The organism is Agrobacterium sp. MCAB5 (genome assembly GCF_052114365.1).
Taxonomy (GTDB): Bacteria; Pseudomonadota; Alphaproteobacteria; order Rhizobiales; family Rhizobiaceae; genus Agrobacterium; species Agrobacterium tumefaciens.
In genome coordinates, this window is sequence record NZ_JBFREP010000001.1 from 324,520 (window position 1) to 337,127 (window position 12,608).

General features: G+C 59.0%; 12 protein-coding genes and 1 tRNA gene. 6 read left to right on the forward strand and 7 right to left on the reverse strand.

What is annotated here, in order from left to right; all coding sequences use genetic code 11:
- Positions 1 to 26: 26 nt before the first annotated feature.
- Both AB4Z23_RS01615 and AB4Z23_RS01620 read right to left on the reverse strand, forming a co-directional pair.
- Positions 27 to 623, reverse strand: a complete 597-nt coding sequence (locus AB4Z23_RS01615) for an EF-hand domain-containing protein (RefSeq protein ID WP_025592284.1) — start codon at positions 621 to 623, stop codon at positions 27 to 29.
- A 122-nt stretch (positions 624 to 745) separates the two neighbouring features.
- Complete coding sequence (locus AB4Z23_RS01620) at positions 746 to 1,459, reverse strand: pyrimidine 5'-nucleotidase (protein ID WP_013635389.1); 714 nt, start codon at positions 1,457 to 1,459, stop codon at positions 746 to 748.
- A gap of 106 nt (positions 1,460 to 1,565) precedes the next feature.
- On the opposite strand from AB4Z23_RS01620, the gene AB4Z23_RS01625 reads away from it, so the two are divergent.
- A complete protein-coding gene (locus tag AB4Z23_RS01625) occupies positions 1,566 to 2,483 on the forward strand; it encodes an EamA family transporter (RefSeq protein WP_421475941.1) in 918 nt (305 codons plus the stop codon).
- A 48-nt stretch (positions 2,484 to 2,531) separates the two neighbouring features.
- Here AB4Z23_RS01625 and argB read toward each other — a convergent pair whose 3' ends face one another.
- Complete coding sequence (gene argB, locus AB4Z23_RS01630) at positions 2,532 to 3,416, reverse strand: acetylglutamate kinase (protein WP_003514834.1); 885 nt, start codon at positions 3,414 to 3,416, stop codon at positions 2,532 to 2,534.
- Between the two features lie 360 nt (positions 3,417 to 3,776).
- Here argB and AB4Z23_RS01635 point away from each other — a divergent pair, with 360 nt between their 5' ends.
- Positions 3,777 to 4,154: a hypothetical protein gene (locus AB4Z23_RS01635; protein ID WP_003514836.1), complete on the forward strand. Its 378-nt coding sequence runs from the start codon at positions 3,777 to 3,779 to the stop codon at positions 4,152 to 4,154.
- A 13-nt stretch (positions 4,155 to 4,167) separates the two neighbouring features.
- Here the strand turns inward: AB4Z23_RS01635 and yihA are convergent, their stop codons facing one another.
- The 4 genes from yihA to rpmH are packed head-to-tail and all read right to left on the reverse strand — an operon-like array spanning position 4,168 to position 7,174.
- Entirely contained in the window at positions 4,168 to 4,821 is a 654-nt protein-coding gene (gene yihA / locus AB4Z23_RS01640) for a ribosome biogenesis GTP-binding protein YihA/YsxC (RefSeq protein WP_003514838.1), read from the reverse strand.
- The gene (yidC, locus tag AB4Z23_RS01645) at positions 4,818 to 6,617 is read right to left on the reverse strand and encodes a membrane protein insertase YidC (RefSeq protein ID WP_003514840.1); all 1,800 of its coding nucleotides are present in this window, start codon (positions 6,615 to 6,617) and stop codon (positions 4,818 to 4,820) included. Before yidC ends, yihA begins: the two co-directional genes overlap by 4 nt.
- A complete protein-coding gene (rnpA, locus tag AB4Z23_RS01650; protein WP_003514841.1) occupies positions 6,617 to 7,000 on the reverse strand; it encodes a ribonuclease P protein component in 384 nt (127 codons plus the stop codon). The genes yidC and rnpA overlap by 1 nt, the downstream gene beginning before the upstream one ends.
- A gap of 36 nt (positions 7,001 to 7,036) precedes the next feature.
- Positions 7,037 to 7,174 (reverse strand): 50S ribosomal protein L34, encoded by a 138-nt coding sequence (gene rpmH, locus AB4Z23_RS01655; RefSeq protein WP_013635393.1) that lies wholly within the window; start codon positions 7,172 to 7,174, stop codon positions 7,037 to 7,039.
- A 348-nt stretch (positions 7,175 to 7,522) separates the two neighbouring features.
- Here rpmH and AB4Z23_RS01660 point away from each other — a divergent pair, with 348 nt between their 5' ends.
- From AB4Z23_RS01660 to AB4Z23_RS01675, 4 genes are all read left to right on the forward strand, one after another.
- Entirely contained in the window at positions 7,523 to 9,550 is a 2,028-nt protein-coding gene (locus AB4Z23_RS01660; RefSeq protein ID WP_003514848.1) for a methyl-accepting chemotaxis protein, read from the forward strand.
- 255 nt (positions 9,551 to 9,805) lie between these two features.
- Entirely contained in the window at positions 9,806 to 11,224 is a 1,419-nt protein-coding gene (locus AB4Z23_RS01665; RefSeq protein WP_038492672.1) for a sensor histidine kinase, read from the forward strand.
- Positions 11,225 to 11,441: 217 nt separating this feature from the next.
- Positions 11,442 to 11,518, forward strand: a tRNA-Arg gene (locus tag AB4Z23_RS01670).
- Between the two features lie 174 nt (positions 11,519 to 11,692).
- Positions 11,693 to 12,505 (forward strand): class I SAM-dependent methyltransferase, encoded by an 813-nt coding sequence (locus AB4Z23_RS01675; protein WP_421475939.1) that lies wholly within the window; start codon positions 11,693 to 11,695, stop codon positions 12,503 to 12,505.
- Positions 12,506 to 12,608 lie beyond the last annotated feature (103 nt).

A 12,608-nucleotide genomic window follows, 5' to 3' on the forward strand; every position in this document is an offset into this window, starting at 1 on the left:
GATTGAGCGGGCTTTTTCTTATGTGATTAAAGGAACGGGCGGTCTGGCATATCATCGATAGAGATGACGCCGTCCTTGTTCCTGTCCAGCCGTTCGAACATTTTTTCGCCGGCTGCGGTGAATTCGGCCTTGCTGACTTGGCCGTTTTCATCGGTGTCGGCCATGCGCATCATCGCGAACGCCCCACCCTTGCCGCCATGCTTGCCCCAGCCCTGACGACCGCCATGTTCGCGTTCGGCGCGCTTGCCCTCAGGTCCCTTGCCTTCGCCCGCTTTGGCGTCAGCAGCCTCTGGGCGCGGATGAGCCGCACGGAACGCCTCCATTTTGGCCTGGCGGTATTCACGCATTTCCTTTGGCGTGATCGAACCGTCCTTGTCCTTGTCGATCTCGGCAAAAAGCGCGTCCTGACGTGCGGCGAACTCTTCCTTGGTAATCTTGCCGTCCTTGTTGGTGTCGGCCACCTTCAGCAGCTGAACGAACGCCAGTTCCGGGCGGAACGGCATGCGCTCGCCGTGGCCTTTGCCGTGCGCTGGCGGGGCCGCAAAGCTGGCTGTAGCGGCCGAGCCGAGCAAGAGGGCTGCGCCAAGAGCAGAGAGTGCGATCTTTCGTGTAGACATCGTCATTACCTTCCGTTGGTGTCCCTGAGGAGGAAGATAGTGGCGCAGGTGGCAGTTCACTACTTAAACATCCGTAAGGTGCATGAAGCTTCGGTAATGTCGTCTGCGCTCGATTTCGATGTTACCTGTCAGCGGGCGATCGTTTTGATCAGGAAACCGGTCAGATCGTCAGTGATGTAGTCGATATGCTCATCCGTCGCGGCGGGGATCTCCCAGCGCTCCATGATGACGCCTTCGAGGTTCGAAGGAACGAGCAGCACGGTCTTCATGCCAAGTGCCTTGGGTGCCGCGAGATTGCGCGGCAGGTCCTCGAACATGGCGGCTTTTCTGGTGTCGAGCTTCGCAAGCGCGGCAAACTTCTCATAGGTCGCACTGGCCGGCTTTGGCAGATAGTCCGCGGCGACGATATCGAAAATATCCTCGAAATGGTCGAGAATGCCGAGCGCGCCCGCCGCTGCCTGTGCATGCTTGACGCTGCCATTGGTGAGGATGAACTTGCGGCCCGGCAACGCCTTGATTGCCTCGCCGAGCTCCGGATGCGGGCTCAGCGCGGAATAGTCGATGGCATGCGCGCGCTCCAGAAACTCGTCCGGGCTGATGCCGTAGTGGATCATCAGGCCCTGAAGCGTGGTGCCATGTTCGTGGTAATAGCGCTTCTGAAGCGCGCGAGCCTCGTCGGGCTCGAGCTTTAAAAGCTCCGCAACATAGGCCGTCATGTTACGATCGATCTGGGAAAACAGATTGACGTGATGCGGATAGAGCGTGTTGTCGAGGTCGAAGACCCATTCGCTGACGTGGGCGAAATCGGCGGCATCGGGCAGGTTTTTCGGCTTTGTGTCCATGGGCAGCTTTATGCCCGTTTCGAATGCCGAAGAAAATCGAAAAGACGACGACAGACGGGAAAATCGGGCTTGGCTGCGGCCTCCAGCGCATGATACCGCCAAGACCATGGAACTCTGGATAGGCATAACCTTCGCAAGCGCGTTCTTGCAGAACCTGCGCTCGACCCTGCAAAAACACCTGAAGGGCATGATGGGCACCACGGGCGCAACTTTCGTGCGCTTCGTTTTTGGAATGCCCTTCGCTCTTGCCTATCTCGGTTTTCTGCATGGTGTACTTGGCCGGCCGCTGCCGGTGCCGAACATGTCATTCGCCGTCTGGGCGATGGTCGGGGCCATGGCGCAGATCGCCGCCACTTTCCTGTTGGTGCACCTGTTTTCCTTCCGCAACTTCGCGGTTGGCACGGCCTATTCCCGAACTGAGCCGGCGCAGGCGGCATTGTTTGCACTGATTTTCGTTGGCGAAAGCGTCAATGGCGGCACTCTTGCGGCCATCGCTATTTCGGTGGCCGGCGTCATGCTGATTTCGGTTGCGCGCACGGAAGTGACCCCTGCCTCCATTCTCACCTCCATCTTCAGTCGGACGGCGGGCATCGGCCTCGCCTCGGGGGCTTTTTTCGGCCTGTCGTCTGTCGCTTACCGTTCGGCCTCGCTGGCGCTAGCACCCAGCCTGCCGGCACCGGATGCGGTGATGCAGGCCGGCTTTACCCTCGTCGTTGTCATCGTGACGCAGACCTTGGCGATGTTCTTGTGGATCATATGGCGGGAGAGGGACGAATTGCGGCGGATCGCGAAGGCATGGAAACCGTCGCTTGCGGTCGGTTTCGTGGGGGCCACGGCGTCATTCGGCTGGTTCACGGCGATGACGTTGCAGCAGGCGGCTGTGGTCAAGGCGCTGGCGCAGGTGGAGATGCTCTTCGCCTTCGCCTCGACCGTGCTCTTCTTCAAGGAAAAGATCAGCCGGCTGGAACTCTCGGGCTGCCTGCTGATCGTGCTGGGCGTGCTGTCGCTTCTGATATTCGGCTGAAAGTGTTGTCGTGGCGGACAGGCATTCCCGTCCGCCACATGAACCGTATCAGGGCACGATGAGCGTGCCCGCGCCTTCCGTGAAGATTTCCAGAAGAACGGAATGGGCGGTCTTGCCGTTGAGGATCACCACGCCCTGAACGCCAGCCTTGATGGCCTCGATGCAGGTCTCGACCTTCGGGATCATCCCACCGGAAATCGTGCCGTCCTTGATCAGCGCACGCGCCTGGGAGACTGTCAGTTCCTTGATGAGTTCCTTGTTCTTGTCGAGAACACCAGGCACGTCCGTGAGGAACAGGAGGCGGGTGGCGTTGAGCGCACCGGCGATTGCGCCGGCAAAGGTGTCGGCATTGATGTTGTAGGTGGCGCCATCGCGACCGGGAGCGACGGGAGCGATGACCGGGATCATCTCCGACTTGGCAAGCAGGTCGAGCAGGGTGCGGTCGACCTCGACGACTTCACCGACAAAACCAAGATCGAGAACGCGCTCGATATTGCTGTCGGGATCGACGACGGTCTTTTTCGCCTTTTCGGCGAAGACCATGTTGCCGTCCTTGCCGCACAGGCCAATGGCCCATTCGCCCGTCTGGTTGATGAGCGCGACGATCTCCTTGTTGATCGAGCCCGCCAGAACCATTTCGACAATCTCGACTGTCTTGGCATCGGTGACGCGCAAGCCGCTTTCGAACTTCGATTCAATGCCCATCTTCGTCAGCATCGCGCCGATCTGCGGGCCGCCGCCGTGCACGACGATGGGGTTGATACCGGACTGCTTCAACAGGGCGATATCTTCCGCAAAAGCCTTTCCAAGTGTGGAGTCGCCCATGGCATGACCGCCATATTTCACCACGATGGTCTTGTTCTCATATTTCTGCATAAAGGGCAGAGCTTGTGCGAGCAGCCGCGCCTGAGTCTCGCTTTCGGAAGCAGTCATGGAAAAACCTCGGTCTGTGGTTGCGGCCCTTGAGAGCCTTTCATCGCTCTACAGCATCGGCGCAAAAATCGGAATCGATTTTTGCGGTGCAGGATGCGCAGATTCGACATGTCGATGCGTTTGCAAAGACAGGTGAATACGCGGGGTGAATGAATGAAGTAACCTCCGGGCCATATTGTGTCGGCGCATAGTAAAATTCCGCTTTTGGGCGGCATGCGGCGCGTAATGAGATTGACATAAAGCACCAATCGGACCAGCCTTGTGGCGAGCAGGGGAGGGGTTATTCAGCAGGGCGACGGAGGATCGTTGCGCATCGCAAAAAACGATGCTGGCCTGAACGACCGAGGAGTTTGAAAACATATGACAGTACCGGATCGAGACAAGCAAAGCGGTTTGCGGGACGAAGTACTCGCTGGCGAATATGTGCTGGGTGCCTTGCCACCGGAAAGCATGGCGGAGCTTGCAAAACGCGTCAAACGCGACCGCCAGTTTGCGGCCATGGTCAGGCGCTGGCGGGACAATCTGGCGGAAACCGAATATCGCGAAAGAGCGGGCGTCGCAGCCCTGCTTGACAGGGATCCGCTTCGCTCCGGTCTGCCATTCAAGGGCCAGCCGCTTCGCAATGGCAGCATATTCGCCGCGATGCTTTTGGAGGTGTGGAATTCCGTGCGTTTCTGGCGGCTTCTGGCATTGACGGCGATGCTGTGGACCGCCGTCCTGCTTTTCACCATCGCCTGAAGGCGATGGTCTTTTAGAGCGAGACCGTTCGTACGATCTCGGCGCGCAGGCTATCCAGCCCGAAGGATTTCTCCGAAGAGGTAGCGAGAACTTCCGGATAGGCGGCGGGACGCTTGCGGATTTTCTCCAGCGTTTCACTGATCAGCCGGGGAACGCCAACGTCCTTGATCTTGTCCGTCTTCGTCAGCACGACCTGATAGGACACGGCCGCTTTGTCGAGCAGGCCAAGAACCTCCTCGTCGTTCTTTTTTATTCCGTGGCGGGAATCGATCAGCACGTAGACGCGCTTCAGTGTCGCACGTCCACGCAGGTAATCGAAGACGAGCTTCGTCCAGGCATCGACATGGTCCTTAGGCGCCTGCGCATAGCCGTAACCCGGCATATCGACTAGCGCCATCGGCGGCAGGTCGCCCGGCTCACCGGAATAACCCTCAGGAACGAAGTAGTTCAGTTCCTGCGTGCGTCCGGGTGTGTTGGAGGTGCGGGCAAGGCCTTTGTGGCCCACCAGCGCATTGATGAGCGAAGACTTGCCGACATTCGAACGTCCGGCGAAGGCAATCTCCGGCGGGCCTTCGGGCGGCAGGAATTTCATCGCGGGAACGCCGCGAATGAATATCCAGGGTCGCCCGAAGAGGGGCTTTTCGGTTGCCGGGCCGGTTTCACTCATTTCGATTGCACCGGCTTTCGCTTGAATAGCCCTTTGAGATTATCGAACAGTTCGATCTTGGCACCGTGACGCTTCATGATGAGGGCCTGCTGCGAGATCGACAGCGTGTTGTTCCATGCCCAGTAGATAACCAGACCGGCGGGGAACGAAGCCAGCATGAAGGTGAAGATCAGCGGCATCCAGGTGAAGATCATCGCCTGTGTCGGATCGGGTGGGGTCGGGTTCATGCGCATCTGCAGGAACATCGTGATGCCCATGACGAGCGGCCAGACGCCGATCATCAGGAAGTGCGGCACGTCGTAGGGCAGAAGGCCGAACAGATTGAAAAGCGAGGTCGGATCGGGCGCGGAAAGGTCGTGAATCCAGCCGAAGAACGGTGCATGCCGCATTTCGATGGTGACGTAGATGACCTTGTAGAGCGCGAAGAAGACCGGAATCTGCAGCAGCATCGGCCAGCAGCCGGCAACCGGATTGATCTTCTCTTCCTTGTAGAGCTGCATCATCGCCTGCTGCATGGCCATGCGGTCATCGCCATGCTTGGCCTTCAGTTCTTCCATCTTAGGCTGCATGCGCTTCATGTTCGCCATGGATGCATATTGCTTGCTGGCGAGCGGGAAGAAGAGAGCCTTGACGACGATGGTGGTCAGCAGGATGGCCACACCGAAGTTGCCAAAATAACGGAAGAAGAAATCCATCATTTTGAACATCGGCTTGGTGATGAAGTAGAACCAGCCCCAGTCGATCAACAGGTCGAACTTCGGAATGGAATATTCGGTCTCATAGCGGTCAACCAGCGGCACTTCCTTGGCACCGGCGAAGACAAGGCTCTTAAGTTCGATGGACTGGCCGGGTTCGACCGTCATCGTGTCGCTCTTGAAATCGGCCTGGTAGCTCGGCTGATTGCCCTTGATGTGCGAGTAACGCGTTTCGAACGGCGTCATCTGCGGCGGCACAATGGCAGCGGCCCAATATTTGTCGGTGATGCCGAGCCAGCCGCCGGTCGCCTTGGCAATCGTTACCGGGGTTTCTTCGACATCCTTGTATTTTTCTTCCGTCAGGCTGCCGTCTTTGCCCGAGACGCCGAGGAAGCCTTCATGGATGACGAAAACGGGCGGTATTGCGGGCTTGTTGTTGCGCGTCACGCGGCCGTAGGTGGCAAAGGAGACGGGCGCCTGCCCGGGGTTCTCGACCTTGTCGTTGACCGTGATCATGTAATGCTGGTCGATCGAAACGGTACGGGAGAAAACGACGCCATTCTGGTTGGTATACTTCAGCGTAACCGGTGTGGTCTCCGTCAGCTTGTCACCGCTTGCGAGTGTCCACACGGTCGCAGGACCGGGAACGCTGCCGGCATCGGCACCGCCAACGTAACCGAGTTCGGTGAAGTAGCCGTCCTTGGTGTCGGAAGGCGAAAACAGCGTGATGATCGGGCTCGAGTCATCGACGGTCTCATGGTAGCCCTTGAGCCGGATGTCATCGAAGCGGGCGCCGGTCAGATTGATCGAGCCGGCGATGGCGTTGGTGTCGATGGCGACACGCTGGCTTTTTGCAATCGCTTCTTCACGCGTCGCCGTGGCGGCGGCCTGCGTGGAGGAGGCAGGCGGTGCGCCGTCGACGGTCACGCCGGGTGCGGCACCCGGTGCCGGCTGTTGCTGCGTCGTCTGCTGCTGCGCCTGGCGGGCCTCTTCGGCGCGGCGCTGCTGCTCGATGCGCGGATTCATGTAAAGGAATTGCCAGGCGAGGACGATGACAACCGAAAGGGCTATCGCGATGAAGTAATTGCGGTTCTTTTCCATCATTCTTTCCTGGAGCGGGTGTCCTGGGACCGTTTCGGTTTCGCCGTTCCTTCAATTCGCTCGGTAAGGAGAGACTGAAGTTTCGGGAAGGCCGTCTCGAGCACGTCCCTGCGGGCGACAATCACATAGTCATGGCCGGGCTTCATTGCGAATCCGGCAGAAAGCCTGACGGCTTCCTTGAGACGGCGGCGCATGCGATTTCGCTCGACCGCGTTGCCTTGTCTTTTCGTTACGGTGAAACCGACCCGAGGTTCGGTTTCCGGGGTTTTCCTGTCGAGAACCTCCAGAAGAAAGGTGCCTCCCCGACGCTTTTCCCCCGTCTGCACGGCAAGAAAATCCGACCGGTTTTTAAGCCGGCCGGGCAGTTTTTTTGTCTTGCTCATGTGCCCGCGACTTTCATCGGGCCACAGAGACGGCAATTAAGCCGACAGACTTGCGCGGCCGCGCGCACGGCGGGCTGCGAGAACTTTGCGACCGCCGGCAGTAGCCATACGGGCACGGAAACCATGACGACGCTTGCGAACAAGCTTGGATGGCTGGAATGTACGCTTCGACATTTATTTAATACCGCGGTGTGCGGCCCTTCTTGAATTTGCACTATTTGCAAGAGCGTTTCGTTTTTTGCACGGCTAACCCCGCCTGGGCGAGCTTTTAATGGCCGAGCGTGCGCGGCTTATAAGGGCATAGGCCGAGCAAAGTCAATTGCCGAAGGGGTTTTCGCGCTTCACCTTTTGCGGAAGCGCCATGAAATCGGCTTCGCTCACGGGCGCTGCGGGCGCATTCCGATCGCACGATCGGTAAATTCTGAAATTCTTTCTTAAGGCGGTATTGATAAATGTTGTGATGGGAAAAGTTATGCCAGCTTCCCATTTTCCATCGTGCGGCTGGCTTTTGGGGGAACGAAATTGAGAATTCGCGGTCGTATCAATCTTCTTGTCGGGCTTATGAGCCTTGTGGCCTGCACCATCGGCGGCCTGTCCATATATGCGGTCAGCGAATTTCAGGTGCGCACGGTCGGATACGAAAAGGCAGCGGAGCGCGCCTATAAGGGTGAAGCGCTGAACCGGCTTGTGACTGCGGTCGTCATGGAGGCGCGCGGGGTCTACGCTGCGCCCGATATCGAAAAGGCGGCACCTTTTGCTGATGGCATCGTCAAGAACCTCGACGCCATGGAGAAGCTGATCGCAACCTGGACCCCTCTCGTTCCGGCAGAACAGAAGGCGGCCTTCGACAATCTCTCCAGTCGCTTCAAGGAATTCAAGGCCTTCCGTCTGGAAACGGCGCGGCTTGCCCGCGAGGCCGGCCCGCAGGCCGCCAACCAGCAGGGTAACAACGACGCGAACCGGGCCAACCGCAAAGCCTATCAGGCGGAAATCGATGCTGTCGTGAAGAATGACATCGCCGGGCTTGAAGCCGTCAAGGCGGGCATCGACGGGTTTGTAACGACGACCTTCTGGCTGGTCATCATCGTCACCGGCAGCGGCATATTGGCCGGCGCGGCGTTCGGCCTCTACATCGGAGCGCGGCAGCTGAGCGCGCCCATCCGCAAGGTTTCGGAAGTGATGAATGCCGTTGCGGACGGAAATCTGGATGCGGACGTTCCCTATCTCGGCCGGACCGACGAAATCGGCGAAATGGCAGCAGCAGTCGAAGTCTTCAAGAAGAACGGTCGTGAAGTGCGCCGCATGAATGCGCAGGAAACCGCCATGCGTGCCAAGAGCGATGATCTGCAGGCCGGCATGGCCGTTGTCGTCGACGCTGCGGCCCAGGGCGATTTCAGCCGCCGCATCAACAAGGATTACGGCGACGAAAACCTCAATCGTTTCGCTGCGACGATCAATGCCCTGCTCACCGGCGTGGACAATGGTGTTTCCGAGACCAGCCGCGTCATCGAAGGTCTGGCGCGGGGCGATCTGACGGAAAAGATGGATGGCGAGTTCCGCGGCGTGTTCGCCGAGCTCCAGACCAATGTCAACGAGACGCTGGCCAAGCTGCGGGAGACGATGCGGGAAGTGCGCAGCAGCACGGAAGGCATCAGCGGCAATGCGAACGAATTGCGTTCGGCGGCCGACGATCTTTCGAAGCGGACGGAACAGCAGGCTGCGGCACTGGAGGAAACCTCCGCCGCCCTCGACGAAATCACCGCCGTCGTTCGCAATTCCACGGATCGGGCGCAGGAAGCCAGCACCATGGTGGCCGAGACCAAGCAGAAGACGGCAGAATCCGCCAATGTCGTGCGCGATGCCGTCTCCGCCATGGATCGGATCGAGCATGCCTCGCGGGAAATCAGCCAGATCATCAATGTCATTGACGAGATCGCCTTTCAGACCAACCTCCTGGCGCTGAACGCCGGCGTTGAGGCCGCGCGTGCGGGTGAGGCGGGCAAGGGCTTCGCTGTCGTCGCACAGGAAGTGCGTGAACTGGCGCAACGCTCTGCGACGGCTGCGAAGGACATCAAGGCGCTGATCACAAAATCCGGCGAAGAGGTCGGACGCGGTGTGTCGCTGGTGCAGAGAACCGGCAGCGCGCTGGGCGAGATCGAGACCCGCGTTTTGGCTATCAACGAACATATCCATTCGATCGCCACGGCGGCGCGGGAACAGTCGACCGGCCTGCATGAGGTGAATACCGCCATCAACCAGATGGATCAGGTGACGCAGCGCAATGCCGCAATGGTCGAGGAAACCTCGGCCGCAACCCACAAGCTGAGCGGTGAAGCGGGCCATCTCGTCACGCTGGTGTCGCGCTTCAAGGTCGGCGTAGAGGATGGTCAGATCCGCTCTCGCGCAGAACAGCCGATGCGGCCCGTGGCGGTGTCCGGAAGGGCAGCGGCCGTGGCCTCTCCGGCACGTAAATTGATGAGCAGCGTCAGCCGCGCTCTCAACGCCCAACCAGCCGCTGCCGTAGCGAACGGGGACTGGCAGGAGTTCTAAGCCATTCCGCCTGCGGTTTCGCTTGAGACCGGTTCTAAGTCAAACGCCGCCCTCCCGGGCGGCGTTTTGTTTTTCAGGCGATGGAAACGTTTGTTTTGCAACGCATTTGAAAAATATCTGTTAGGTCCTATTATCGTGCTTGCATATAAACCGAGCCGTTCCACCGAAGCGGCGGCGCGCATACAGGATCAGGGCCCGGTGTTTTCTAAAGGCGTAGACAGCTTGGACGGCACGGAAGACAATCCGGTGCACTGCATGCCGGGATTGACCGGGGGGCTTTCCGGGCGCCTGCTGTTGCTCACCGTTATTTTCGTGATGATTGCCGAAGTGCTGATCTTCGTGCCTTCGGTCGCCAATATGCGCCTTTCATGGCTGCGGGACCGTCTGAACACGGCGGCAGCAGCCGGCGCGGTGATCGATGGCTTGCAGGCCGAATTGCCGCGGAGCGTGCAGAACGACACGCTGATGGCCACCGGGGCGAAGCTGATTGCGCTGCGCAAGGATGGCACATCGCGCCTGCTTGCCGTGGCGGAAACGCCACCCGGGGTCGATGAGCAATATGATCTATCCGATGTCTCGCAACTGGCAGCGGTGCGGGATGCCTTCTCCACATTGCTGTTTGGCGGCAATCGCGTCATCCGTGTTTTCGATGTGGTCGGAGACAGCGACACCATCATTGAACTCGTGCTGGGTGAAAACAAACTACGGGCGGCGATGCTGGCTTATGCCCGCAATGTTTTCCTGATCTCCATCGTCCTGTCGCTTGTCACCGCCGGTCTCATCTTCGTTTCCATCAACCGCATCATGATCCGGCCCATACGTCGCCTGACGCTCGGCATGCAGCGTTTTTCCGAGGAACCGGGCAATCCCGAGCGGATTTTCGTGCCGGAGGAGGGAAGCGACGAGCTGTCCGTCGCGGGCCGTCACCTGGCCGACATGCAGACGGAGTTGCAGAAAACCCTGCGGCAACAGAAAAACCTCGTGGATCTCGGTCTGGCGGTTTCGAAGATCAACCACGACATGCGCAATATCCTGTCATCCGCACAGCTTATGTCGGACCGGCTGGTGGACGCCAAGGATCCGATGGTCAGGAGCTTTGCGCCGAAACTGCTGCGCACGATCGACCGCGCCGTGGCCTATACAACCGAGGTTCTGGCCTACGGGCAGGCGACGGAAGGCGCGCCGAAACGCAAGACGGTGCAGTTAAGTCTTCTGGTGCGGGATGTGCGTGACATTCTGGCGCTCGATCCGGAAAGCGGCATCGAGTTTCACGATAGCGTGCCGCCCGATCTAACCGTCGATGCCGATGCCGAGCAGCTTTTCCGGGTGATCCACAATCTCTGTCGCAACGCCGTTCAGGCACTGCAATCCGACACGGCGAACGCGGCGCCTCGGCATCTGTCGATTGCAGCCCAGAGGGCCGGCAACGTCGTCAGCATCGTGATAGACGACAACGGGCCGGGAATGCCGCGCAAGGCGAAAGAGAACCTGTTTTCCGCCTTCAGGGGATCGGCCCGCTCCGGCGGCACCGGTCTCGGCCTCGTGATTGCGCGGGAACTTGTGCTTGCCCATGGCGGCACGATAGCGCTTGTCGAAAAACCCGGTCCCGGCACGCAGTTTCGCATCGAGATCGCCGACCGCGCCGCCTCCGTACATGCCGCTCGAACCGCCTGATGACTTCGCCTGAACATGGTCCTGCACAATCGCCGCACCTCCCGGAATATGCGCCCCATATGGCCACTCAAAAATGCCCTTGATGGAATTTCTAGTATAATCAATAAGATACATGAATTGCTGCGGAAAAATGACAATTTCGAAACGAAATCGCTTGCAATCGGAATGAGGACGTTTTAGAGGATCGCCACGCCACCGGAAATGACCGGAACGGCACGCACCCGTAGCTCAGCTGGATAGAGCACCAGACTACGAATCTGGGGGTCAGGAGTTCGAATCTCTTCGGGTGCGCCATTTCTCTTCCCACAAAAATACTATGATACGGCCTTCGCCTAAAGCTGTTTGTCGTGTCGCTAGAATATCGGCACCGTTGGCATATACGTAAAACCCATGTGGCCGAACAGATTCCGAATTTCCCTCATATGTGCTAAAGTTCCGGGGTCATCAGCTGACCGCAGGGTGAAAGCCATGTTGGAAACGGACAAGGTTTTTGCCGGCTCTATCCCGGAGAACTACGACCGCTATATGGTGCCGTTGATTTTCGAGCCATTCGCCCGCGATCTGGCACGGCGGGCGGCGGGGTTGACGCCGATCAATGTTCTGGAAATCGCCGCAGGTACCGGGGTTGTCACGCGTGAACTGGCACCAGGATTACCGCCCGCGGCAAACTATGTCGTGACAGACCTCAACCAGCCGATGCTCGACTTTGCGGCGTCGCGCCAGGTGCCCGACAATCGCATCCAGTGGCGCCAAGCCGACGCTCAGGCGCTGCCGTTCGAAAATGCTGCTTTCGATCTCGTTATCTGCCAGTTCGGTGCGATGTTTTTTCCCGACCGCCCGTCTGCCTATCGCGAAGCGAAGAGGGTGCTGAAGCCCGGCGGCCATTATTTATTCAACGTATGGGACCGCATCGAGGATAATCATCTCGCGAATGAGGTGACGAACGCCCTTGCAAGCCTGTTTCCCGACGATCCGCCGCGCTTCATGGTCCGCACCCCGCACGGCTACCACGATACGACATTGATTCGTGGTGAGCTGGAAAGTGCTGGCTTCTCTCGGGTGGTGATCGAGACGATAGCGGCGCAAAGCCGTGCATCGTCACCGCGCATTCCTGCCATCGCCTATTGTCAGGGAACCGTTCTCCGGACCGAAATCGAAGCCAGAGCGCCGGGAAAACTTGAAGCCGCGACGGACTGCGCCGCATCCGCCATTGAAGCGCGCTATGGCAGCGACGAAGTCGTCGCCAAAATTCAGGCTCATGTGATTCTTGCAGCCGTTTAGAAACCGGGCCCGCGAGGCTCGCGGAGCCGGTGAACAAGCGTCGAGCTCGGATAGTCGAACTGTCCCCTGATATTAGCGGCTTTTTGTGAAGCTCGGCATCGCA